The 24,735-nt window shown below is 53.4% G+C and carries 20 protein-coding genes and 1 pseudogene; 5 read left to right on the top strand and 16 right to left on the bottom strand.

Translation table 11 applies throughout. The features are described from left to right. Positions 1-11: 11 nt before the first annotated feature. The 8 genes from HY913_07030 to HY913_06995 all read right to left on the bottom strand — a co-directional run bounded on the left by HY913_07030 (position 12) and on the right by HY913_06995 (position 8,143). On the bottom strand, positions 12-989 hold the full coding sequence (locus HY913_07030; GenBank protein ID MBI4963009.1) for a branched-chain amino acid ABC transporter permease: 978 nt from the start codon (positions 987-989) through the stop codon (positions 12-14). Then, positions 986-1,852, bottom strand: coding sequence for a branched-chain amino acid ABC transporter permease (locus HY913_07025; protein ID MBI4963008.1), 867 nt, complete (start codon positions 1,850-1,852; stop codon positions 986-988). The genes HY913_07030 and HY913_07025 overlap by 4 nt, the downstream gene beginning before the upstream one ends. A 45-nt stretch (positions 1,853-1,897) precedes the next feature. Beyond that, positions 1,898-2,515 (bottom strand): TetR/AcrR family transcriptional regulator, encoded by a 618-nt coding sequence (locus HY913_07020; protein MBI4963007.1) that lies wholly within the window; start codon positions 2,513-2,515, stop codon positions 1,898-1,900. 619 nt (positions 2,516-3,134) lie between these two features. Continuing rightward, positions 3,135-3,692: an NAD(P)H-dependent oxidoreductase gene (locus HY913_07015; GenBank protein MBI4963006.1), complete on the bottom strand. Its 558-nt coding sequence runs from the start codon at positions 3,690-3,692 to the stop codon at positions 3,135-3,137. A gap of 127 nt (positions 3,693-3,819) precedes the next feature. Then, entirely contained in the window at positions 3,820-4,395 is a 576-nt protein-coding gene (locus HY913_07010; protein ID MBI4963005.1) for a DUF1211 domain-containing protein, read from the bottom strand. Positions 4,396-4,527: 132 nt separating this feature from the next. Next, positions 4,528-4,758: a DUF3135 domain-containing protein gene (locus HY913_07005; protein ID MBI4963004.1), complete on the bottom strand. Its 231-nt coding sequence runs from the start codon at positions 4,756-4,758 to the stop codon at positions 4,528-4,530. Between the two features lie 126 nt (positions 4,759-4,884). Then, positions 4,885-6,285 (bottom strand): sigma-54-dependent Fis family transcriptional regulator, encoded by a 1,401-nt coding sequence (locus HY913_07000; GenBank protein ID MBI4963003.1) that lies wholly within the window; start codon positions 6,283-6,285, stop codon positions 4,885-4,887. 52 nt (positions 6,286-6,337) lie between these two features. Continuing rightward, positions 6,338-8,143, bottom strand: coding sequence for a PAS domain-containing protein (locus HY913_06995; GenBank protein MBI4963002.1), 1,806 nt, complete (start codon positions 8,141-8,143; stop codon positions 6,338-6,340). 676 nt (positions 8,144-8,819) lie between these two features. Here HY913_06995 and HY913_06990 point away from each other — a divergent pair. From HY913_06990 to mltG, 3 genes are all read left to right on the top strand, one after another. Beyond that, complete coding sequence (locus HY913_06990) at positions 8,820-9,467, top strand: hypothetical protein (GenBank protein MBI4963001.1); 648 nt, start codon at positions 8,820-8,822, stop codon at positions 9,465-9,467. A gap of 268 nt (positions 9,468-9,735) precedes the next feature. Further along, positions 9,736-10,167 carry a Holliday junction resolvase RuvX gene (ruvX, locus tag HY913_06985; GenBank protein ID MBI4963000.1) on the top strand — a complete coding sequence of 144 codons (432 nt, stop codon included), beginning with the start codon at positions 9,736-9,738 and terminating at the stop codon, positions 10,165-10,167. Then, positions 10,164-11,225 carry an endolytic transglycosylase MltG gene (mltG, locus tag HY913_06980; GenBank protein MBI4962999.1) on the top strand — a complete coding sequence of 354 codons (1,062 nt, stop codon included), beginning with the start codon at positions 10,164-10,166 and terminating at the stop codon, positions 11,223-11,225. The genes ruvX and mltG overlap by 4 nt, the downstream gene beginning before the upstream one ends. 367 nt (positions 11,226-11,592) lie before the next feature. On the opposite strand, the gene HY913_06975 is transcribed toward mltG, so the two are convergent. From HY913_06975 to HY913_06965, 3 genes are all read right to left on the bottom strand, one after another. Continuing rightward, positions 11,593-12,315: a hypothetical protein gene (locus HY913_06975; protein MBI4962998.1), complete on the bottom strand. Its 723-nt coding sequence runs from the start codon at positions 12,313-12,315 to the stop codon at positions 11,593-11,595. A gap of 282 nt (positions 12,316-12,597) precedes the next feature. After that, entirely contained in the window at positions 12,598-13,998 is a 1,401-nt protein-coding gene (locus HY913_06970; protein MBI4962997.1) for a PQQ-binding-like beta-propeller repeat protein, read from the bottom strand. Positions 13,999-14,299: 301 nt separating this feature from the next. Continuing rightward, on the bottom strand, positions 14,300-16,363 hold the full coding sequence (locus HY913_06965) for a response regulator (protein MBI4962996.1): 2,064 nt from the start codon (positions 16,361-16,363) through the stop codon (positions 14,300-14,302). Positions 16,364-16,867: 504 nt separating this feature from the next. Between HY913_06965 and HY913_06960 the strand changes: the two genes are divergently transcribed. Continuing rightward, positions 16,868-19,273, top strand: coding sequence for a DNA topoisomerase IV subunit A (locus tag HY913_06960; protein MBI4962995.1), 2,406 nt, complete (start codon positions 16,868-16,870; stop codon positions 19,271-19,273). After that, positions 19,270-21,174 carry a DNA gyrase subunit B gene (locus tag HY913_06955; protein MBI4962994.1) on the top strand — a complete coding sequence of 635 codons (1,905 nt, stop codon included), beginning with the start codon at positions 19,270-19,272 and terminating at the stop codon, positions 21,172-21,174. The genes HY913_06960 and HY913_06955 overlap by 4 nt, the downstream gene beginning before the upstream one ends. A 245-nt stretch (positions 21,175-21,419) precedes the next feature. On the opposite strand, the gene HY913_06950 is transcribed toward HY913_06955, so the two are convergent. The 5 genes and pseudogenes from HY913_06950 to HY913_06930 all read right to left on the bottom strand — a co-directional run bounded on the left by HY913_06950 (position 21,420) and on the right by HY913_06930 (position 24,544). Then, on the bottom strand, positions 21,420-22,409 hold the full coding sequence (locus tag HY913_06950; GenBank protein ID MBI4962993.1) for a HEAT repeat domain-containing protein: 990 nt from the start codon (positions 22,407-22,409) through the stop codon (positions 21,420-21,422). Then, a pseudogene (locus HY913_06945) lies at positions 22,389-22,562 on the bottom strand (HEAT repeat domain-containing protein). The gene HY913_06950 and the pseudogene HY913_06945 overlap by 21 nt, the downstream one beginning before the upstream one ends. Before the next feature lie 30 nt (positions 22,563-22,592). Further along, positions 22,593-22,751, bottom strand: a complete 159-nt coding sequence (locus tag HY913_06940) for a hypothetical protein (protein ID MBI4962992.1) — start codon at positions 22,749-22,751, stop codon at positions 22,593-22,595. Then, on the bottom strand, positions 22,748-23,545 hold the full coding sequence (locus tag HY913_06935; GenBank protein MBI4962991.1) for a YkgJ family cysteine cluster protein: 798 nt from the start codon (positions 23,543-23,545) through the stop codon (positions 22,748-22,750). Before HY913_06935 ends, HY913_06940 begins: the two co-directional genes overlap by 4 nt. Positions 23,546-23,575: 30 nt before the next feature. Next, positions 23,576-24,544: a tetratricopeptide repeat protein gene (locus HY913_06930; protein ID MBI4962990.1), complete on the bottom strand. Its 969-nt coding sequence runs from the start codon at positions 24,542-24,544 to the stop codon at positions 23,576-23,578. Positions 24,545-24,735: the final 191 nt, after the last annotated feature.

Below are 24,735 nucleotides of genomic sequence, written 5' to 3'. Positions count from 1 at the left end.
GACAGTTTCCTTTAACGGTTTTCTCCGATGGCGAAGAGAGACTTCAATCTGGACGGTATCAATCCGATGAACCCCTGATGGAAATATAGGACAAGGGCTATGAATAGCAGCCCCAAAATGAATTCCCAGCGGTCGGTAATGCTGCTGATCCAGTCCGTGAAATAAACGAAAATTGCTGCGCCCAGGATGGGCCCAAAAAACGAGCCCGTGCCCCCGAGGAAGGCCATAAACAGCACCTCTGTGGACATCGCCATAGAGATGGCGCTTGGAGCCACAAAGTCCTGGAACAGGGCGAAGAGGCTGCCCGCGATGCCCGCAAAGCACGCGGCAAGAGAAAAGATCAGGAGCTTGGACCGGTTAACGTTGTATCCGAGGAAGGAGGCCCGTTCGTCATTGCCTTTCACCGCCATGACCGTGTTGCCGAAGGGCGTTCTCATCAGGTACCAGCCCACGGCCAGGCAAAGGACCACAATGATGAGTATTAGATAGTATTTGTTCGTGACGTTGTTAAAATCGACGCTCACAATGCCCAAATCTACGGGTTTCTTCGGGACGATGCCGCCTATGCCGTCGTCGCCTCCCGTCACTTCCCGCCATTTCCACGCGATCGCCCAGAGAAACTGATTGAACGCCAGAGTGAGCAGTGCAAAGTACGAACCCTTGCGCCGAACGCAAAAAAATCCGATGACAATTCCACCAACCGTCCCTGCGAGCGCCCCTAACAAAATGGCCGCGAAAAAAGGCATGCCGGCCACATGCTTCAAAGAAATGGCCGTAACATAAGCGCCAAGTCCGAAATAGGCGGCATGGCCGAAGGAGAGCAAACCCGCGTTAGCGAAGAGGAGGTTGAAGCTTACGGCGAACAGCGAGAAGTAAATGATCTCGGTAAGCATCCTGGTCTGCACGATGGTCAGGATCCGAGGAGCCGCCAGCAGAACTGCGGCAAGCAAAATGGCCAAAGCAACTTGCAGGACGGTAAAACGCCTCATACCTTCTCTCCAAAGAGACCCGCGGGCCTGATAATGAGCACGACGGCCATGAGCAGAAACTGAAACACCAAGGCCAGTCGAGGAATGAAGAGAATCCCAAAGGATTGCAGCTCCCCGATCATGAGGGAGGCGACCAGGGCCCCTGGGAGGCTTCCGAATCCTCCCACTACCACCACAACGAAGGTGTCCACCAACATGTCGAGGCCCATCGCCGGATAGGTGCTCAGGAAGGGACCTGCCACGACACCGGCCAAGCCCGCCAAGGCCGACCCTCCTGAAAAGACACCCAGAAAGAGCCTGGGGACGTTGACACCGAGGGCGTCTACCATCTGAGCGTCCGAGACAGCGGCCCGGATTCTGATGCCCAGGCGCGTTTTCAAGAATACATAGAGCAGCCCGGCTAGGACGATGAATGATATTATCAGGATGAAGAAACGATAAACCGGATACTGAAACCCGAGCAGATGTATCGACCCCGAGAGAGCGGGAGGGACCTCCATAGGCCGAGGGAAGTCGCCCCAAATCCACTTTACCGCTTCAGTAATCACAAAGAACACGCCGAAGGTGATAAGCAATTCGAAGGCATGGCCATACTTGTGCACTTTTCTCAAAAAAAACCGCTCCACCAGCGCCCCGAGGAAGCCCACTACCACAGGGGCCACAAACAGGGCCAACCAGAAGTTTCCGGTGGCCATCAGCACCGTGTAGCCCACGTACGCGCCGAGCATGTAGAACGCCGCGTGGGCTATGTTGAGTATGTCCATCATCCCAAAGACCAGGGTCATGCCCGATGCCACCAGGAAAAGCAGCATCCCATACACGAGGCCATGAAGCGCCTGTATAATTAGCGTGGAAGTTTCCATGAATAGGGTCCTTAGCTCTCAGCTAGCGGTTCGGTACGGTATAAGCTACTTTGCCAGGCCCTTCTTGGCCTGAATGCTTCTCAGGGCAAATCCGAATATGAAATCGCTTAGTTCATTGAGTGTTAGCCCCTTATTAGGGAGAAACCAAAGCCTGGTGCGAGAAATCATGGAGTCGATCATGAAACTGACAAGTTTCGCATCGAGAGGAAGGAATAGCCCCTTCCTTTGACCTCTTTCGATCACACTGCGAAGGATGCGATCGTGCGCATCGCGCAGGGCCACTATGACTTTGCGGTTGGCCGGCGCGAGGCTTGCCAGGGCCGCATCATGCAACATTCTCGGGGACCTGCGATGACTCAAGGCGACTTTGAGATGGCTGTGGATCACCAATCGCAGTTGTTCCGCCGGGTCGCCGTCTTGTTCTTCCAGGTGGGAAATGGGTCGGATTATGTCCTCCATTTCGCTCAAGAGCACTTCGAAAAGGATGGACTCCTTGGTTTTAAAATAGTTGTACAGACTGGCCGGCTTACATCCGCATGCCAGGGCCAGATCTCGCATACTGACCGAGTAATATCCTTTTTGCCTGAACAGACGGCTTGCCAGGGCTAGTATCTTCTTCTTGCTAAGCCCGTCACCTTGCCTTGTGTCGTCTTGCTTCGGCATAGCCCAAATCACGCTTTCCGGTTTTGTACCGAGAGAGTCTAGGTTTCAAGATCGAAATCGTGCATTTGCTTCTCAGGTCGCTGTTTCAGGAAAAATGCCCGGAGTCGGGCTTAAGGGCAGTACTAACGAACAGTTGTTCACCTTACCCCCGCCAAATACCTCTAGTCAAGCTTTTTTTACGCGAGTACGGTAAATACTCAGTTACGGGAGGAGAAAGAATTTCATTGCGACCCGCCCTGGGAAGCGGGAAGCAATTTTCGCATTTCAACGCTGAGATGGCTTTCCCGCGGACTCCGGAATATCACGCCTCGCAATGCCCAAGAACAGGCAATTCCTCAGCGCGGCTAAAGGAATACCGGGACCGACGGAACCGCTTACGTGGGGAAATTCAAGCTTTCTCCGGACCGTCATAATCGCAATCGAACGTAGAGCATGGCGGCAAGGGAGCACGGACCTGCGCAGACAGGTTCGCGGCACCCAACACCAAGGCCACACTAAAATTATTGGGTGCCGCTGACCCGGGAACCAGGTCAGTGGTGGCCCGAATCCCTTATTTAAACGCGAAACCGTATCAATGTGTTTGAAGCCGGTCATTTACAAGGTGGTTTGGATTTTGGAGCTACCCTTTCAGTCTGCGGGTCCAGGCCACCAGATTCTCCAAAAGTTCCCTAATTTTCTCTCGCGTTTTCAAATCAGTTACGTTGCCGTCTTTGTCAATCTTATCCTGTGCAAAGGGAACCATGACCTCTGGCTGGTTAAGCGCAAAACAGGTCAAAAAGACAAAGGATTGCCGCAAGTGGTGCTGGGCTCTGACAGTTCCTGCCATACCGATCGAGGCTCCCATGATGGCGACCGGCTTATGTTCGAACGCATTGTCTCCGTAAGGACGGGAGGCGCAGTCTATGGCATTCTTCAGCACCCCTGGGATCGAGTAGTTATATTCCGGCGTAGCGATGAGAATGGCGTCGGCAGCCCTGATTCTCGCTTTGAACTCTTTAACCTTTTCCGTGGGTTGGTCTTCCAAGTCTTGATTAAAGAGGGGCATCCCGTCGAGATCGAAAACTTCGAGTGTGGCATCTTTTGGAACAAGTTCCTGAGCCGCTCGCATGAGAGATCTATTGAAGGAACTCTTACGCAAGCTTCCTGCGAAACCCAGAATTTTCACAACGTCATTCATTTTTGCCTTCCTCTTTCAATTTTTCCGAGAGCTTGGCAACCAGCCTCGCCGACGTTTGATCCAAGATTGACAAGGATAACGCTTTTTTCCTGCCATTCAAATGTCAAAGCCCAATGTGTCACGCCCCTCAGTGTTCCAACGTCTTCTCAATCCGACGGTCGGGGATCAACCACGTGATCGCCACCAGTACGTATAGCGCACAGGCCAACCAGGAGTTCACAAAGGCCAGTGGAATCGCCACGGCGTAAATCACCACCGATACCTTGCCTTTGAAATCACGACCCAGGGCGCTTGCCAGCACTGAATCCCGGCCATGTAGAGAAAGGAGGGAGCGAGTCAAGATATAGTAAGCCACTCCAGCCAACAACAACACCGCCCCGTACAGGGCGACAGGTCGGGCGGCAAACTTAGTCTCACCCATCCAGCCGGTGGCAAAGGGGACGAGCGATAGCCAGAAGAGCAGATGCAAATTGGCCCACAGTACACGACCATCCACATGCTTGATAGCCTGGAGGAGATGATGGTGGTTATTCCAGTAGATGCCGAGAAAGGCGAAACTCAACACATAGCTCAGAAACACAGGGACAAGTGGAATCAGTGCTGCCCAATCGGTCGCTATGGGCACTTTCAATTCCAGCACCATGATGGTGATGAGGATGGCAATCACCGCATCGCTGAATGCTTCCAGCCTTCCCTTACTCATTTCGGGTCCCTTAGACTTCCACGATCCCGTCCAATAGTTTCTAGATCAAACGCTCCGCAACTGCGTACACACGCCCGCGGGTTCCGCTTCCTGGCAGAATAGATGGCGATCTATTTTGAGTCCGAAAGCCGATCAGCCTTGTTCGCCTGCTAGACGGTGAAGCTGTCTATTCAATTCGAAAAACGAATCCATCATCCAATTATGGATAACTACCAATCTATTGTGATCGGATCCGGCTTTCTTGAGTCTTTCATCTATTTTTCGCTGGAAGGGTCTTAGTCCGGGATGAGACTTCAGAAAGCGGTCCCGGGCATTCAAAGCTTTCGCGTGCTGTTCGGTCTTGATTATTGATAGGTGAGCCATAATACACCTACTCCGCTGTAACAATTATTCGAGGTTATCAATACAATGCACACCGCCGCGTTTGATTCAAGGGCTGCCACGTCCGATCAAGCTTCCCATGCCTGTTTGGCCGGTCCCCTTCCGGGATTATTCCTCCCCGGAGGCATCCATCGCGTGCTTGTCAAGACCATATTCCTTGAGCTTGTGTTGCAACGTCCGGCGGGTTATTCCGAGCACCCGCGAGGTTCGAGTTCGGTTACCATCGTTGTCTTCCAGTGTCTTGATAATCAATTCCTTTTCCATCTCTCTTATGGTCATTCCCGGGCGGATGCCTTCGCGAAACTGATCGGACAGTGGATCTCCGTCGGTTCCGCGAATAGCTTCGGGCAGTTCCGAGAAAGGGACATAGTCGTCACGCGTGAGGATCACGGCCCTTTCGACGACGTTTTCCAACTCTCTGATGTTGCCGGGCCAAGCGTACCTCATCAGCGCGTCCAAAGCCCTGGGATGAAAGCCGTGAAGCATGCGGCCGTTTTTTTCGTTGTAGATGCTCAGGAAATGTTCGATCAAAAGAGGGACGTCTTCCTTTCTATCTCGCAGAGGCGGCAGTAAAATCGGCACCACGTTGAGCCTATAGAACAGGTCTTCGCGGAAAGTTCCCCTCTTCACCTCTTCGCCCAGTATCTTGTTGGATGCGGCTATTATCCGTATGTCAACCTTTACGGTCTTGGTCGAACCGAGGGGTTCGAACTCCCTCTCCTGAAGCACCCGCAGCAATTTGGCCTGGGTGGACAGGCTCATTTCGCCTATCTCGTCCAGGAATATTGTCCCACCATCGGCAAGTTCAAATCGTCCGGGTCGACGCCCGATAGCCCCTGTAAACGCTCCCTTTTCATGGCCGAAAAGTTCGCTTTCAAGGAGAGTTTCCGGCAACGCGGCACAGTTGACCTTTATGAACCTCTTATCGGCCCTGGTCGATCCCTGATGCAAGGCATTCGCGATCAGTTCCTTGCCGGTGCCCGATTCCCCCAAGATCAGGACGGATGCCTCGGTCGGAGCCACCATTGCGACGGTTTCGAGGACATCTTTCATCTTTTGGGAGCGGCCCACGATTCGTGATGCGTCAAACAGATTCTCGATCCGCCTTCTTTGCAGTATGTTGTCTTCTTTCAGTCGCCAGAATTCGAGTGACTGTTGCACCTTGAATCTCAACTCGTCGATGTCCAATGGTTTGGTCAAGTAGTCGTGCGCGCCTGCTTGAAGGGCTTGGACCGCTGTCTCCACCGAAGCGTAAGCCGTAATAATGATTACCGGGATTCCGGGAGAGATTTTCTTGATCTCTTTGAGGGCATCTATGCCGTCCATCTGGGACATGCGGTTGTCCATAAGTATAAGATCGAAGAATTCCTCGGAAACCCTGCTAATGGCACTGGTTCCATCATCGGCCTCGAACACCTGGTATCCGTCAAGAGAAAGATTGGCGTGAAGCATCTTTCGTTGGGAAGGTTCATCGTCCACGACGAGAATTTTTGCCTTGGGAGCGTTCATTTAACTTCCTGTCCAAAGGATATTATTGATCGAAGGAGTGATTGCAGCGAGTTCAGCCGGAAGTGGCGGCCGCCACCCTGGGAAGTGGTTTGTCTGCCGACTCTTCACCGGGAGGTTGATAGATTCTTAACGTCACGGTAAAGCGAGTCCCCTTGCCGGGTTCGGATTCCACCTCTATCTCGCCCTCATGTCCCTCGATTATACTTTTGACAATGGCGAGTCCTAAACCGGTTCCTTTTTTCTTTGTGGAGAAGAAGGGATCGAAGAGTTTATCCAGGTTTTCTCTCGGAATGCCCTCCCCGGTGTCCGCCACGTGTATCATGACTCGATCCTGTACGTCGGTGTGATAGCCGACAACAACCTTGCCGTTCCTCGGCGTGGCTTCGATAGCGTTGATCAGGATGTTGAGGAAAACCTGTGTCATCTGGTCCGTGTCCATAAGAACCAGCGGCGTGTCATCGCCGCCCGGCTCCCTTATGATTTCGACGCCGGCTTCCGCTGCTTCCCGCTCCACAACCCTTATGCAATGGTCGAGAACTTCATCCGCGGATCGAATGCTCAATCTGGGCTCGCGCGGCTTCGAGTAGGCCAGGAGCTTTGAAATAACCCTGTTGAGCCGGTCAACCTCGGTAAGCATCAAGTCCGTGTAACGATAATCCTCTTCATTCAATGCCAGTTTCTTCTGAAAGTATTGTATAAACCCGCGAATGGAATTCAGCGGGTTGCGTATCTCGTGAGCCACGCCCGCAGACAGCCTACCAAGGGCTGCGAACTTCTCGCTTACGATAACCTTTTGTTCCAGCTCTCTGATCATGGTCAGGTCGCGCACTATCACCACTGCGCCGCGGCTGATGTGAGACTCCGGTTCCTTCAACGGTGAGACGGACAGGGCCAGGAACTTGCCTTTCCCTTCATTGGAGATCTTGACCTCCTTTTCGAGGATCAACTCTGAATCCGCCAGTACCCGTTTGATCTCCTCTTCAAGAGGCAACAACTCGGAAATGGGGCGCCCGTCCACATCTTCTTTTGGTTTGCGCAGTATTTCCAGAGCATTCGGATTGAAGGTAGCCACCCTCAAGGAGCGATCGACGGTTATCAGACCGTTGGCCATGCTCTCAAGCACGTTTCTGGTGTAGGTCCGCATTTCGTCCAGCGTTCTGCGCACCAGATAAGCGTTTTGCAGCACGAAAATGAAGTAAACGCTGGCAGATCCTACGACGAATATAACCGTGCCCATCAGTACCGCGTAGACAATGTCCTGATGCCGGATCTCCCTGAATCGATCCATTTTCAGCCCTAGAAACAGGACCTGTTTGTGCTCGCGGTCAAAGACGTCAAGGAGTTCTTTTCCTATTCGAGTGTGACGCGCCACAATCTCCGACTGGGCCATTTGCTCGGGAAACGGAGTAAAAGGCTTCCAAATCTCCAGAATGGTACGGCCGTCCGGCAATTCACGCTTAAAGGAAAGAGGCTCTTCCGTTCGGATGACCGTCTTCACGGTATTCATTTCCTTGCCCATCAGCAGGCGAAGCCCGATTTTTGCCGGCTCGCTGTGCGCTATGATGACGCCGTCGCTGCTGATCAGGCCGACCCACTCCACGTCCGGGTCCTTGGCAGCCTGCTCAATGAGCATCTGGAGGTGTTCTATACCCCAGTCTCCTTCCATGAATCCCGTGCGCGTTCCTGCCTCCAAGGTTCGTATGACCGAAATGCCTTGACGACTCGTGGATTCCTCCATGTGCTCGTTTTGGGAACTTATATTCCGCAGCGTAAACAGGATTACGATGACGAGAAGAGTTCCTGCTACCAGCACTATGGACAATACAGGAAGGTATTTTAATAAGCTCTTGATGCTCATTTCATTCTCAAAAAGATCGAATCCGCCGTCTGGCAGAGCACGGTGCGTTTCAGATCGGCCGGCAAAACGCCTGTTGCACTCCTACCATCTTCCCGGTCCGCCTTCAACCCGGAATCCATATTACCTTATTTCGAAGCTCAACTCACGCTCCAGCGATTTCCAGACCGAGAAAATGCTTCAGGCGCGGCGCGGACAAGGCGCCAGGCAAAAAAACCTCATGTGAATCGGCAAACTCTTTTTGAGAATGAGGACTCCAACAGGTTTAGGGGAGAGTCCCGGTTTTGGGCAAATGGCGTTCGACGGGAACAGGCTTTTTGTAATCATTCAGTTACTCGGGGGATTTTGCCGTTCTCTGTCATTGCGAAGAGTGAAATCCCGCGTTCCGCGGGAAAGCAGTCTCTGCCTTTGAGCGCTGAGATTGCTTCGCTGCGCTCGCAATGACAGGTTTTCGCCGCTGGTAAACTAATGGATACGGTTTTTTTATGAAACCGATTGAAAACCGGGGTCAAATATGTTAAGCATCACATTATTAAATGAGGCGAAGGTATTAAAACCTAAGCCTAATTCTACACAAGAAATGTGACAGAACCCTGCGAGCGTGGCTTCCAGCCGTCCTGGGGTCGGGATCACGAAATGGGACGCCATATTTAACCTCAACCGTCCGGATAGGTGATCGATGATCGAAACAAACACGCAGACCGCGGAAACCTCTTGGGTTGCGAAAGGGAGAAACCTTCTGGAGCATGGGGACGTGGCCTCTGCTTTGGAATGCTACGAGAAGGTATTTGACCCTGATACGCTGGACGAAACCGAGGCACGGACCATGCTGATCGAGGCTCGTGCCCATCTTTCCCGGAAGCACCTTCATGAGGCTCTTGATTGTTTCGAAGAGGCACTTGTGATGGGCACGGACGTACAGAGACGTCAGGCGTTGGACGGCCTCACCAATGTGGGCGAAATCAGATCGCGTTTGCGTTCGCTCACGCCGTCCGTAAAAAAGGGGCTCAAAGAGCGTCTGGGGAAGCGCCAGGTTTCTCTCGGCCTCACTCTGGTTTCGGACGACGAAAACGTAGTGCTCATTTCGAGAGAGGCGCTGGAGAGCCTGCCGGGTCACCTGGCAAAGGCGACCAAAATCTCCAAGTTGCCTCAGCATTTAACAGATCTGCAGCTGCCGTTCGATACTGACAGGTGCATACCTTTCGCGGACCAGGGCGATTTAGAGTTTATCCTGGAGGTTGCCGCCAATTTGAGCGCTGTCCAGGCAACCAAACAAAGCAACTCCAATAGCGGACAGGGAACAGCGGAGCCGGCACAGGCGGAATGAGGTCCGGCTTGGAGAGAAATTTCTAATTACCCGCAATTGATTGACTGACCATAGCAAAGGCCGGCCGGGGCAATCGGCATGGGGGGTTGCCAACGGGCGTCGAACGCCTTCAAGCATCCGTTGTCCGAAAAAGTGAGGGGACGAAGCGGAAATTCGCTCGTTCTCCTTGCTGCCTCCAAGGCCAAAGCCTTGACAGTGACCGCGGAATTAATTAAACGTAACGAACCTGCCGCCGGCAGGGCGTTTGAATGGCAAGGAACAACATTACGTGCGTATTTTAGGGCTAGACATCGGATCGAAGAGGATCGGAATAGCTGTAAGCGACGAACTCGGGTTTACGGCTCAAGGAATAGAAACCCTAGTGTCCAAAGGTCCGGAAGCGGATGTTGCTCACATAGTGAAACTGGCAAGACAGTATCAAGCATTGGAAATCGTGGTGGGCGTCCCGTTCAATATGGATGGCACCGAAGGTCCTCAGGCCAAGAAAGTGAGGTCCCTGATAGAAAGGATTGGCCGGGAAGTAGAAATCCCTGTCCGAGAATGGGATGAACGGCTCTCGACCGTGGCAGCCGAAAGGACCCTACTGGAGGCCGACATGAGCCGCGCAAAGCGCCGCAAGGTCATTGACAAGCTTGCAGCGGTGATAATCCTCCAAACCTATCTGGACAGCCAACGGCACAAGGATTCGTCTTTGACATGAGATCTTCAATTCTTTCAGTGGTGAAATTCATTTTTATCTCGGTGATTCTGGTAGCGGTGGGAACGGCCGGTTACCTTGTATATCGCCATGTTCCGGCCCTTCTCGAGAAGGCTGCGCCGGTAGCGGTGTCTGAGTCGGTGCCCGCGGGCCAGGAGGTAATCGTCACGGTCCCCAAGGGAGCCACGCTATCTCAAATCGGGACCGTCCTTCAAGAGAAGGGAGTTATTTCGAACAGGCTCGTTTTCAGGCTCGTTGCTCTGATCCGCGGGGAACAGCGGAATATAAAGGCTGGAGACTACGCTCTCAAGACGGGCAGTGATGCCGGAGAAGTGCTCGATCAATTGATTTCGGGTAAGACCATAATATTTTCGCTCACGGTTCCTGAAGGGTACAACCTTTATCAAATAGCCGAAGTGTTCGAGCAGTCAGGGATAGTATCACGGCAGGAATTCCTTACGTGGGCCAAGGACCCCGCCTTCCTAAAGGAACTGAAGGTGGATGGGACATCTCTGGAGGGCTATCTGTTCCCGGATACCTATTTCCTGCGGCCTTCGGAAAAGACTGACGGAAGGCTTGTAGTTCGCAAGATGGTGCAAAGGTTCTACGAAGTTTACGACAAGCACGTAAGGCCTACTGCCGAGGAGCAGGGTTGGAACACCGGCGAAGTAGTGACTCTCGCGTCGCTGATCGAAAAGGAGGCCCGTGAATCGGAGCATGCGCTGGTCTCTGCGGTCTTTCACAACAGGTTACGCCAGAAAATTCGCCTGCAATCGGACCCTACGGTAATTTACGGCATCAAGGCAATGGGGGCCAAAATTACACGCGAAGATCTCAATAGGAAACACCCTTACAACACATATCAGAATTACGGATTGCCGCCGGGCCCTATAGCCTGTCCCGGCAAGGCTTCTTTGATCGCCGCAGTCAAACCTGAGGCCGTGGACTATCTCTATTTCGTCGCCAAGAATGACGGCAGTCACCAGTTCTCCAGCAGCCTCCAGGAACACAATCGCTGGGTGAATCTTTACCAGCGCAACCCGAAGACGGGGACTCAGTAAGGCGCTTCGGCCAGTTACCGGTTGGCTGTGCGTTGACAGGCATTCCGTTACCACGGGACAATGGAGGTGCCGGTCCTGCTGGTTTTCCAAGTTGGCTGGCGTGCCACCTTCCAGGCCTACTTATAGCGGTTGCCATAATTCTTGTCCGATTTGCAGGCACCCCGAGCCGTCATTCCTGCGGAAGCAGGAATCCAGTCCCGCGGCACGCGGGATTTCCTGGGTTCCCGCTTTCGCGGGAACGACGGGCGTTATGACGCCCCGGCAAAGGAAGCCCAGTCGATACGGCTTGAAAACCAGACTGATTATTTCGCGACCAAACGGACATTGTGTGTGGCAATCGGAGCATGAGGCTACATACGGCGATTTATTACTGCTGAGCCCCCGAAATCTGGTCGGCCATGCCGACAAACACCCTTATCGACTCGGTCAAAGCTCTCATTGCCAGGAAAACGATCAATGCCATGATCAATGCGGGCAGCCCAAGTACCAGCGCTGCGAGGAGCAATTGAACCGCCGTAAATAACTCCGCTGCCGGTGAGGTTTGTATGATGGCGAACAGTCCCACTATTACAAGGAAATAAACCGCCAGGGCTGCAACAGCCAGCCCGTTGCAGTAACGGATAATGCGAGCCAAATTCGATCGAGGCCCGACCGTTTTTTGTTCGAGATTGTGACTATCTTGTTCCTCGGGGAGAGCGGACCCCGGCTGTGCACGTTCCTTGCTCCGTGCCCGGGAAAACAGTTTTCTGCCAGGAGGCTGCTTTCTTGCCTTCTCTTGGGCCTCTTTCTCCTTTTGTTGCTTGATATAGGCGGGAGAGACAAAACCGCATCGGGAGCACTCGGTAAATTCCCTGGCCTGAATGTTTCCGCACGCGGGGCAAATATACAGACCCAGATCTACAGTCCGTTCAGAAATGGGGACCCTGGAGTCCAATTCAGCTTCGGTCAGCACCCCTGCATTGACGAGTTTGCTAAAGACGCTTTGCAGTCCCTGAGAAGAGAGCTTGTACTTATCCATCAGGGCCGGATCGTCCATCCCGGCCTTAATGTCTTTCAGAACGTCCCGTCCTGTTATCTTGCGCTTGGCCATGCAATCTCCCTCCCGCGGACATTTGTGCTAATGCCTTTGTTCACAGCGGTTATGGGGGCGAATTGCCCGCGGTAAAAAGTCTACCCGGTAAGCTCGCTTGCCGAACTCACACGAGTACGCAACCAGTATACAGCAAACACCGGTATCGTGGCGATAACCCCCGTGTACTTTAAAATTGGTTGCGTGATATCAGGCCCTGAATTTTTTACTCAGTAATTCATGGCCCGTAGCCGTGGCTGGTCCGCTGATGCCGGTTGTTGAGTCAGGGAAGGAAGGTTCGAATCAACCGATGGCGTAAACGTGGCCGTCGTCACTTCCGAAATAGACTGCGCCGCCCGAGACCACCGGCGCCGAGTAGACAGGTCCGTCTGTCTTGAATTTCCAGACTTCTCTTCCGTCGGAGAGATCCAAAGCATAAAGGTGATGATCCGCGCTGCCAAAATAGATCTTGGTGCCGGCCACGGCAGGGGACGAGTGTATTGCCCCGCCGGTCTTGAAATTCCACTTTTCCGCTCCGGACATAAGGTCTACCGCGTAGAGGCGGCGGTCGGCGCTCCCAAAATATACGGTGTCGCCTGCAACGGCAGGGGAGGACGTGACCTTGTCACCGGTCTTGAAACACCATCTCTCGTTGCCGGTCCAGACATCCACCGAATAGAAGTTGGAATCGCCACTTCCGACGAACACCAGGTATTTGGCCACTGCCGGAGCTGTAGTGACGGGCCCGCGTGTTTTGAATCTCCAAAGCTCCTTGCCCCAATTAAGGTCTACAGCGTAAAGATGCCCGTCCATGCTCCCGAAGTATATGGCCTCCCCCTTTATGGCAGGGGAGGAATAAACAGGCCCGCCCGTTTTGAATCTCCATTTTATGATCTGGGAGGCCCCGCCCAAGGCGTAAAGATGTCCGTCAAGGCTCCCGAAATAGACCCTGTCCCCGTCCACCGCGGGCGATGAATAGATTGGACTTGCTGTGCCGAACTTCGAACGCAACTCCCCGGTCACGGCATCCACAGCATAGAGTTGACCGTCCGAGCTGCCGACGAAAGCCATGGCATCCACCAGAGCGCAGGAGGAATATATTGGACCACCTGTCTTGAATCGCCACTTTTCGTTCCCGGTGGAATGGTCCACTAAATAAAACATGCCGTCCAGGCTACCAATGAAAACACCAATTTCACTAGCCACCGGGGAAGTGGATACCCAGCCCCCTGTCTTGAACTTCCACCGTAATTCCGTGAAACGATCGACGCTCTTTTCTTCGTACAAACCGGTTCGCTGCAGATTTCCTCGAAACATCCGTCCTTCCAGCACGGGTCTTGCGACCGCCTGCTGCACCTTAGTGTCTACCTTGATATCCGTTGGTGTCGGCGCAGGAGCAGGGGCGGGGCGCTTTTCTCGGTACTTGGAGACTATGACACCGCATTGGGGGCATTCATTAAATTCCGTGAATTGGGGCATGCTGCATTTCGGGCATCTAAACACCGCGAGGTCAACGGTTTTCTCCATCAAGGGCATTCTTGCATCAATTTCCGATTGCCCTATCAGCCCGGCCTCTACCAATTTCCTGAACAGGCTTTGGAGCCCCTTGGCCGACACCCCGTACTTCTGCATCAGTGCGAAATCGCTCAGACCGGCACGGATGTCGATGATTGTCTGCCTAGCATCTATTTTCACTTTTGCCATTTTTGCTCCGCTGACTGCGAATGCATTGGCCGGCATTTAACTACAACATATTCAAATAACCATGTCAACCAAATCGCCGCTCCGGTAGTGGTGATTCAGCTGCGGATGGGCACGCCGAATCGTGCCAATGCCCGTGACTAGTGGGACCGGCGCGAAAGTAACAAAACAGATCTGAGTCCTGAGCGCCACAAGATTTCCGCGGCTTTGAATTTTGGGACGTTCTCAGAGGCCGCGCCGTGCCGATTTATCCCTGCATCGGACATTATTCTTGGCAATCACTGGAATGCCGCCCGATCTCGTATCATGCTCCCAGGTTTATGACTCTCCCCAAAACGGCAGCCAGATCATCCACGTCATACGGTTTGCACACCACTCCTTGAAAACCATAGCTTTGAAATTGTCCCATTATGGGATCATTTGCGTAACCGCTGGATACAATTGCTTTCACTGCGGGATCAATCTTTATCAATTCCTTGATTGTCTCTTTTCCCCCCATCCCTCCAGGAATGGTCAAATCCATTACCACAGCGGAGAAGGGCTTACTGTCTTCTATCGACTTCCTGTACAAGATTATCGCTTCCCGGCCGTCGCGAGCGCCTTCCACTTCGTAACCAATGTGTTGGAGCATCTCCTGCGCAACCGTTCTGACCATGTCTTCGTCGTCTACGATCAACACTCTGCCCCTGGCTTCGAATTTGATTGGCTCCACGCGCTGCTGCTCTGCGGTTTTCTGTTCCTTGGCCGGAAGAAAGACATGAAACGTCGTACCGGCCGACAACTTGGATTCCACAGTGATCAATCCGCCGTGGGCCTGCACAATCGAATATGATACGGCCAGGCCCAATCCGCTACCTTTCTGCTTGGTAGTGAAATATGGGTCGAAAATGCGGTGTATGTGCTCCGGAGGAATCCCCATGCCGATGTCCGCTATCGATATCTTGACGTGCTTACCATCAGACAACGCGAGCCCATGCTGCGGACCGACCACTATGTTTTCAGCCGAAATGCGGACCAGTCCGCCATCCGGCATGGCCTGGTCTGCGTTAATGACCAGGTTGTTCATTACCTGGGCTATCTGTCCTTCATCAACTTCTACCGGCCACAGGTCCTCAGGGACTGCAAATTCCAAACGAACATTGGACCCTGGGAGAGAGAAGCCCGCACACTCCTTGAGCAGTGACACTATTGGGCCTACCTTTTTCACCGGCGCGCCGCCTTTGGAAAAAGTAAGCAACTGTTGAGTCAAGCTCTCAGCTCGCCGCGTTCCACGTTCCGCCTCCAGCAGGCGTTCATAGATCTTGTCTCCGGGAGTGCTATACATCTTGGCGAGGTTGATATTCCCCAGGACAGCCATGAGAATGTTGTTGAAGTCGTGCGCAATTCCACCGGCCAGCAGGCCCAGTGATTCAAGTTTTTGCACCCTTATAGCATCTTCACGCATCCGCTGTTGTTCGGTGATGTCACGCTTGAGCATCCAGATGGCGTGAAGCCGCTGTTGTCTGATCATGCCGATCAGAGTGGTCTCGACGTAGCCAAGACTACCGGAGGGCAGGTACTGCCTCGCCTCTGCGGAGCTGATATGAAACCCACTCCTGATCCACGATGTGAATAGACCTCGGTGTTGATCGTCAAATGGGGTCAACTGGTCGAAGCGCTGGTGCAAGAGCTTGCTTATACTGTCAAAGCCTTGAATCTTGGCAAATTGATCATTGCCGCCCACCAGTATGGCCCGTTGGACAGCCTCAATTATTTGGGCCGCCTCATGGTCGGCTGAGACGGTTTGGGTCAACGAAAACTCCGCCACACCCATAGGCACCAGGCTGATCAATTTTTTATATTTTTCATTTTCAATTAGTCGTTTTTTTTCGGCCGTCAGATTTTCAACCAGAGCGATTACCAGCCTTTGTTCGGTAACGCTGATCGAACGCAGGTGCATTCGGCCCCAAATCCTGGCCTTGCAAAACCGGAAGAGCCCGTCCACCATCTTTGGCTTCCGGTCCAGGAAAAGCTGTTCCAACAGCAATTCGGCCGCCTTCATTTCGCGGCCGTCAAGGAATAGAGAGGAGAAATGACTTTCCTTCAGTTGATGATAGTCCGGTGTGATTTTTTCGGTAGACCTGTTGCAGAATACTATTTTCCCGGATTTGTCCACGAATAAAGTAGGAATGGGAATTGCCTGCAAAAGTCTGCCGAACGACGCCTGGTTGATCCATTGCAGGTCAAAGCTGGTCGATAGGGAGGGCTCGGGTCCGAAAAGGTTGCCAAGATCAATAGTTTCAGTTGAAACCTCGGCCTCTGAGAGGCCGGGTAGGTCCTCTTCTTCCTCGGCCATTTCGACAAAAGTGGGTAGATCTTTTACATCCATGTGCCCCTGCCGGGCGCGGTCCTCAGTCTTGGGTTGCTACAGCCTTTGAGGTCAGGACATCAATCTCCGGGAACAGGCGTCACAATTAGAGGCCGGGTCCAAGCTCGCTCCCCTCGGGCCGTTGTGCGCCCCCTGGTTGCATATATATCCGATGGTGCAAAATCCACCCATATGGTAGCCGGTTTGCTCATTCTCTGTCAACGCGTAATCCAATTTCAAATTAAGCATTTAGTTACTTCGTGAGGCCGGGGAGGTTCCAGAATACGATTTCGCCATTGAGGCTGCAAGAGAACTTCGAGGTGCACTGCCAGGGTCCCGCGACCACGCGGGGTGCGCTTACTCCGCGCTCTCGTTGTCTCTGCGGCGAAATCACGAGGGGCGCCCCTTGCAACGCTGTAAATTTTGTGCTTGATATTCGCTCCAGCCGCGCTATGTTGTGGTGCCCAAAAAAGCCCCGGTCGGTTTGCGGGGCCTGAAATTGACCTGCTGGAAGGCTTTATCAAAGTGGAAGGTTCAAGAGCCGACAAGACGGGTGGAGAAATCCACTCTCACATACATGACGAGGTGCAAAAAAGGTACCTGGCATATGCTCTGTCCACAATTGTGTCCCGAGCCTTGCCCGACGTGAGGGACGGCCTGAAACCCGTCCATCGACGGATTCTATATGCCATGCACGGGATGCGGCTCGGCGACGCGGCCAAAATGAGAAAATCAGCGGCCGTAGTCGGAGAGGTCATCGGTAAATATCATCCCCATGGGGATCAGGCTGCTTATGACGCACTGGTCAGAATGGCACAGGATTTCAGCCTGCGTTACCCGCTCATAGATGGCTCAGGTAATTTCGGTTCGGTAGACGGGGACTCGCCGGCAGCCATGCGTTACACCGAGACTCGGCTTAGCACCTTTGCCGGCCTGCTGCTCCGGGAAATAGAACAAGGTACTACGGAGTTTCATCCAACCTACGACGGGATCGGCGAAGAACCGGCAATTCTGCCGGCATCAGTCCCCAACCTGCTCCTGAACGGCTCTTCAGGAATAGCCGTGGGGATGAGTTGTTCGTTTGCGCCCCACAACCTGGGGGAAGTGATCGCTGCATGCCGGGCGGCAATCCGCGACGAGGGCCTCCAGACCAAAGGCCTGCTCAAGTACATCAAAGGGCCTGATTTCCCCACAGGAGCAGAGATCCTGGACTCTCCGGACCACCTGGCCGAGATATATGCTTCAGGCCACGGCACGGTGAGGGTCCGCGGGACGTTCGAGGTGGAAACCGCGGGTCGAGGGCGGACGAATCTGATTGTCACTTCGATACCTTATTCGGTCAACAAGTCGAGGCTCATCGAACGAATAGCGGGTCTAATCAAAGACAAGAGGCTCATACACGTCCAGGATGTGCGCGATGAAAGCACGAGTGATGTCAGAATAGTGCTGGAACTCAGGGCAGGCGATGTAGTCCCGGATTCCGTGATGGCGTTTCTGTACAAGCATACGGAGTTGCAGATCAATTTCCCGATGAATTTCATTGCAATCACCCCGCAGGGCGTGCCGGATCGGCTGAGTCTGGAAAAAATCATCAGATACTTCCTGGACTTCAGGTTCGAGAAGACCACTCTCAGGCTTCAGCATAGATTGGACATTCTGCAACAGAGGATCCACGTGCTTGAAGGCTTCGGCAAGCTGTTCCAGGACCTCGACGCGGCGCTCAAGATAATTCGTTCGGCCAGAAGCAGGAAGGAAGCGGAACAGGGCCTTATAGCCAGGTTCGAGTTGTCCGATCAACAAGTGGAAGCCATACTCGAAATGCGCTTGTACAAACTTGTCGGCATGGAGATCGGCAAAGTCCTCGATGAATTGGCTGCCAAGAAAAAAGAGGCTCGCGACATTTCCACAGACCTGGCCGACCCCGCACGCGTGTGGAAGATCATCGACGACGAACTCGCCGAGATTGCGTCCAAGTTCGGCGATCCTCGCCGCACGCGGATTGTTGCGGAAAAGGATGCCTCGGCAATCGAGTACGACCCGGACCATTTTGTTGAGCATGAAGATACAACGGTGATCTTGTCGAAACATGGTTGGGTGCGTCGCATAAAAAGCGAGGTCGGAGACGACGCCTCTCTGAAATTTCGAGAGGGTGACGGCTTGTTCGGCTGGGTCAGAGTTAATACCGGGAATACGGTGGCGTTCTTCTCGAATCTTGGCAAAGTCTACGTGATGAGGGCCCTTGACGTCCCGGCGACTACCGGTTTTGGGGAGCCGATAGGGAGCCTCCTCAACCTCGCGGACGGCGAATTCATGGTCGGGTTCATTGCACCGGACCCTGCGGAAGGGACCGAGCCAAAAACCGAAACAGAGGAATTGCCGGATCAGACCGAAGCCATTAACATGGTACGGGATCCCCAATACACAATCTTTGAGGTAGCCTCGCCCGAGGCTTCCGACGCGGGAAAGGACGTCTTGTCGGTTGCTTCCGGAGGAATCCTGGTTACCCGCAAAGGTCAAGGGTTCCGATTCGACTATGACATTCTTCGGGAGACATCCAAACGGATCGGAAGGAAGCTGGTCAACCTCAAAGGCGATGATCAAATCCTAACTGTAAGGCCTGAGGACGGCGAATTCATCGCAGCGGCTTCAAATACCGGAAAAATACTAGTATTTCCGGTCGAACAAGTCCCCCTTCTGACGGGTGTGGGGCAGGGCGTGCGGTTTATCAAATTGCCCGCGGGGTCGGAAGTAGTCGCGTTGGAAGTGGTCAACCGACAGGATGAGTTACGCATCCAGCCGAAAAAGGGGAAAGAGGCGACACTCGTTGTCGGGGAGATCCCGACGGCAAACAGGGCTACACAGGGTAAAACTTATTACTCAGGGATACTTGCTATGGAAAGAGTGAGCGCCCCGGAAGGGCAGACCAGATGACCGCTTCTTACACGGTAAAAGACATAAAGGTGCTAAAAGGCCTCGAAGCTGTTCGCAAGCGGCCTGGAATGTATATAGGGGGCACCGGCCGAGACGGCCTTCACCAGTTGGTATGGGAACTCGTGGACAATAGCGTGGACGAAGCCCTCAACGGCCATTCCGACATGATCGAGGTGACTCTCCTTTCCGACGGCGGCATTGCCGTAGAAGATCGGGGCCGAGGCATTCCTGTGGAGGTACACCCGACCACCGGAAAGAATACCGTGGAGACGATTTTCTGTAATTTGCACGCAGGCGGGAAGTTTGACGATGACGCATACAAGGTTGCCGGCGGGCTTCATGGGGTGGGAGCCTCGGTGGTGAATGCGCTCAGCGAAAGAATGATCGTGGAGGTGAAGCGCGACGGGTTCCGCCACGTGCAGGAATTTCGCCGAGGCAAGCCGTATTCGCCTCTTCGCAAAGTTGAACACGCCACGGGTGGTGGGACCAAGGCGACCTTTTGGCCTGATCCGGAGATCTTTCCTGATAGGACCTTCTCCAAGGAGCTTATAAGGGACCGGCTGGAAACCAAGGCCTTCCTGATGGCGGGCCTTAGAATTCGAGTCAGGGATGAAGCGGAAGGAACGGTCGAAAACTTCATCTATCCGGAGGGCATAAAAGACTTTCTCCGGAAACTGGGCCGGGATCGGCCGTTGATCGACGCACAGCCGTTCCATTTCAGATATGACAACGGCCTTCGCTTGGAAATGGCCATGGCGTGGACTTCCGAAACCACCAACCGGATACTATCGTTCGTAAACACCATACCCACTCCCGCTGGAGGCACTCATGAAGCCGGTTTTCGCAACGGCGTCACGCGTGCGCTCCGAAACTACATTGAGAAACGAAACGGCCTCCCGAAAGGTGTGAAGGCCATAAACGCGGAAGACGTCCGAGAAGGCCTACTGGCCGTCATTTCAGTATACCTGAACGGACACCTGGAGTTTCAAGGACAGACCAAAGAGCGCCTCAACAGCAGCTCCGCGCAACAAGTGGAGCCGCTGGTGAAAAACGCTCTGGAAACCTGGTTGCATCAGAATCCAACTCAAGCAGCGGCCGTGAGCAACAGGATTGTTCTAGCGGCGCAGGCCCGCACCGCTTCCCGGGCCGCGCGTGACGAGGTCACACGCAAGGCCGCAACCCGCAGACTCACGCTCCCCGGCAAATTGGCCGACTGCTCTTCAACTTCGCTGGATGACACGGAACTGTTCATTGTTGAGGGAGACAGCGCCGGAGGCTCGTCGAAACAGGCTAGGGACAGAAAGTTCCAGGCGATCCTGCCTATAAGAGGAAAGATCCTCAACGTAGAACAAGCCTCGGACGACAAGCTCAAGGCAAATAGGGAAATCCAGAATCTGGTACTGAGCATCGGAACGGGCATCGGCAAGACATTCGACTACTCAAAGCTCAGGTACGGCAAGATCATTATTAACACTGACGCGGACGTGGACGGACACCATATTGCAACCCTGTTGCTGACGTTCTTCTACCGCTATCTGCCGGAATTGGTGCGGCGAGGACACATTTATCTGGCCATGCCTCCTCTGTACCGGCTGCGGATAGGATCAGGCAAGAAAACCGCTATTCGCTATGTTTTTTCGGACAAGGAGAAAGAGAAGCTGCTAAAACAGCAGAACGGAAAAGAGGTTGAAATCCAGAGGTTCAAGGGACTCGGAGAAATGGACGCAGCCATTCTCAAGAGCACCACTATGGACCCGTCCACACGTGGCATTCTCAGAATCGGAATAGAGGATGAAGCTAGAACGGACGCCGTCTTCGACACTCTGATGGGAAAAGACGTCAGAAAACGCTTTTCCTTTATCAAGGAGCATGCTCGGGAGGTTCAGAATCTGGATATTTGATGCCCATGAGGGATCAAACAGGCACCATTAACGGGAGCCGGCCGGGAGAGGGTGTCTCAAAACTTGAGATGGACAGATACCCGGGTAGGGGCGCTTCGCGAAGCGCCCTTAATTCGGGCGGTTCACGAACCGCCCCTACAACCCATGGTGCCGGTTGCTGCGGATTAAGACAGCCTCAAAACCGTGCCCTGATCTCTGCAATCTCCCAGGAATGATAATTGATTCTATGTGCTATCGGGGGCGAATCATCCCGAGGGCAGCTGTTTGCCTTCTCTTTTGCTGGGCTCCCCGGTGGAAGCCTTGCCGGTTCCACTCTTCAGTCTTTCCAGCGCGGAATTGATTGCGTTCTTGGTCCGTTCGTCCGACGCAACCTCAAGCCCGCTCTTCAAAAGAGGCGTCACCTGGTCGGGATAGAGGTAGCCGATCCGCCGCAGAGAGCCTACGGCATGGAGCCTCACATCCATGTCTCCGTCCTTGACGGCCTTATCCAGCGCATCCAGCACTTCCCGAGTGGGCGGAGTAAAAGAACTAAGAGCTTCGATTGCAGCGTTTCTAATCCGCAGGTTGGAATTGGAACTCTCAGTCATTTGGACCAGACTTGGGACAGCCTTCATGGCCTGAGGCCCGATCCCTCTTAAAATCCTCACCGCCAAGAATTGATTCTCCGTGTCCGGGTCCTTAAGCGCCCCGATTAAAGGATCGATAACAAGCTCCACCTTGGTGCGGAAACGATATAACCCCATGAGGGCCTCGTGGCGATCCTTGGAGTCAGAAGAGCCGAGAGCTTTGATCATCACAGGAATCGCGTAATCCCCTTTTGCGTCAATGGCTCGCAGGGCTTCAGTGATTTCCACACGTGTGCTTTGATCCACCTTGTCGTACAATCCGGCTATCCGAGGAAGAGCTGGCATGGCCTGGGTTTTCATTTGACGCAGGACCCGGACCGAATTCCGAGACAGGGGGTCTTCTCCCTTGTCCACAGCAGCCATAAGACCTGGCAGCACCTTGTCCGGATTGGCCGCTCCTATGTCTGCAAGTATCCGTGCTGCGCCCTTTGCCGTCTCTTCTTCCTTGCTTCCCAGGGCTTCCAGCATCGCGGGAATAACCGAGTCATCAACTTTCCCAAGGCTTGCCAGAGATACCGCGACGTCGATCTTGGTAAGTTGGTCGGGGTCGTTCGCAAATTTGCCGATGGCTTCTTCAACACCCTGAAAGCCTTTGCCGACCTTGCCCAAGGACAGGATGGTTGCTCGCCGAACCTCTACGCTTTTGTCGCCAAGGGATTCGAGCAGGGCCGGGACCGACTGTTTTGCCTCGCCCGAGAAACGGCCCAGCGAATCGGCCGCGGTGCTGCGAACCTTCGACTCCGGGTCCTTCAGCGCTTCAATGAGAGGCGGAACCGCCCTCGCCGGTTTGTTTCAGCCGCATCCCAGTTCGTAAGCAGCCTTGGCCCTGACCTCGGGATTGTCGCTCTTCAGGTCGTTTATGTATTGGTCCACCGACCCGGCGCCGGCCAAGGCAATCCCCATGAAACAGCACGTCAAAATGACCGCGGCTTGATACCAGTAACGTTTCATGTTTTTCGACCCTTCTGACCCAGGACTTCCCGCTTCTTTTGCTCCAGATAATCCCGGTCAATCTTCAGGAAGCCCTTTTGTCCGAAAAAGACGAATCGGAGCCACTGGCTTCCAAAATAGAGAAGAGAGACATCGTCTTCCCGAATCTTCTCCAGGATGTCGTCGTCCACCTTGAACTTCTTCAGAAAGCTGCTCTCGAAAACGAACTCCCGGAACCTGTCAGGATCATAAAGCACCATGAGAAACATGTCCTGCATTCGAGGGTCCGCGATCTTGTCTTCCCACACCTGATCGGCATGCATGACATCCTTCAGGTTGTGGTCCAGATCGTCGTAATCGCGGAGTCCCTGTTCCTTCCTCCATGATTCAACCGTCCATTCATGGGGTTCGCTTAGTCCGTGGCACCGCTCTTTATCGACAATAAACTTGTATTCGACTCCCTGCTCCGTGTCCAATGGGTATAATCGGCAGGAATAAGGCCTGGCCGAATACACGGTGCACCCTTGTTCAGACACAAACGGACACGCTTTGGTTTCATCCTGTTTCATTTTCAGTATTATCGCCGGCAGCCCGCTTGTCCTGGAAATAACTTTGTGTGTGTGTTGTTCGAGAAAGTCCGTGGAGGACATCCCTAACGTTTTGCGGAGCCTGATTACATCCAGAGGGCTCAGGAAAATAGTTACGTTTCGGCAACAAGAGTTGAAGCAATCGATCCCTGGGTGGCACCGGAACTGAAATGTGTCGTCCCAGGTCATTAAACGTTTTTGTTGGCTGTCCTGATCTTTGACTTTCATATATATTCCTCTATGTTTCTCTCGATAGGGCTAAACAGTACTTGTAGGAGCCTGGGAGTGGGCCAGCCTGGCGATGTTATCTCTGGCCTGCTTGTTCTCCGGGTCCAGTTTCAATGTTTGTTCCCAGCATTCCAGGGCCCTTTCTTTGTCGCCGAGCAACTCAAATGCAATGCCCCTCTGGTGATAAGCGCCGATGTAATCGGGACGAGCCGTGGCGGCCATTTCATAGCAATGGAGCGCCTTAGAGAAATCTTTCTTCACGATCATGGAGATTTGTCCCATATTGTACCAAGCTTGTGCGTACGCGGGTTCGAGTTCAACGCATCTTTGAAAGAGTTCAATGGCTTCGTCTTCTTTCTTCAAGAAAGTAAGCGCGACTCCCAAATTATACGATATTGCCGGGTTTTCGGGATCTACCGACACTAGAGCCCCAAGGCGGGCTGCGGCGGATTCATAGCGCTCCTCGTCCATGTCTGTAAAGGCCCTCTGAAGCTGGACCTGTATGCGGAAGAACTCGGGGCGTTGCTTACCCTGGCTTATCTCTTTGAGCATTTCCAATATTGCCATAATCGGCTTACGCTTGGCCTCGTCGTCCGCCAACTCCAGACAGGCCTCGAAGGCAGTCGTGGCCTTTTCTGTGCGGCCGGCGCAGCCTCTGGAAACTCCAAGGCGATAGTTGATATCAAATTTACGAGCTTCCGGGCACAGAGCCAGGGCCTTCTCGTAGTACTCTGCGGCCATCAAGTAATCTTCCAAACCGTCGTAGCACGCTCCAAGGGTTTCCAGAATTGCGTCCCTGTCAGGGGTTGCGTCCACGATTTGCTTGAACAGGCCTATGGCTTCCTCCCAATTCTCCCCGGACATGGCCTTGAAAGCCTTTACGCGGACACTCTGTATCTCGTCGGGTTCTTTACGAGAATTCAGGTCCTTGGCAAGACAACATTTCTTATATTTGATACCGCTGCCGCATGGGCAGGGATCGTTTCGTCCCATAGGCATTATGCGAAAAACTCCTTCCGTAACGATTGACGGGTGGTGATGTTCAATGTCGGCCATTCTAGTCGAGAGAAGCGACCGCCGGCTTCACCCTGCCGAAAAATCTAAACTACCACACAGCTATGTGGAGCACAAGTGCATTGGTCACTCATTTCGTAGGAAACTTTGCTGAAGTATCACCAAAAAAAAACTTG

The sequence above is a fragment of the Desulfomonile tiedjei genome, from assembly GCA_016212925.1.
GTDB lineage: Bacteria > Desulfobacterota > Desulfomonilia > Desulfomonilales > Desulfomonilaceae > JACRDF01.
This window is presented reverse-complemented; position numbering and strand designations above follow the sequence as displayed.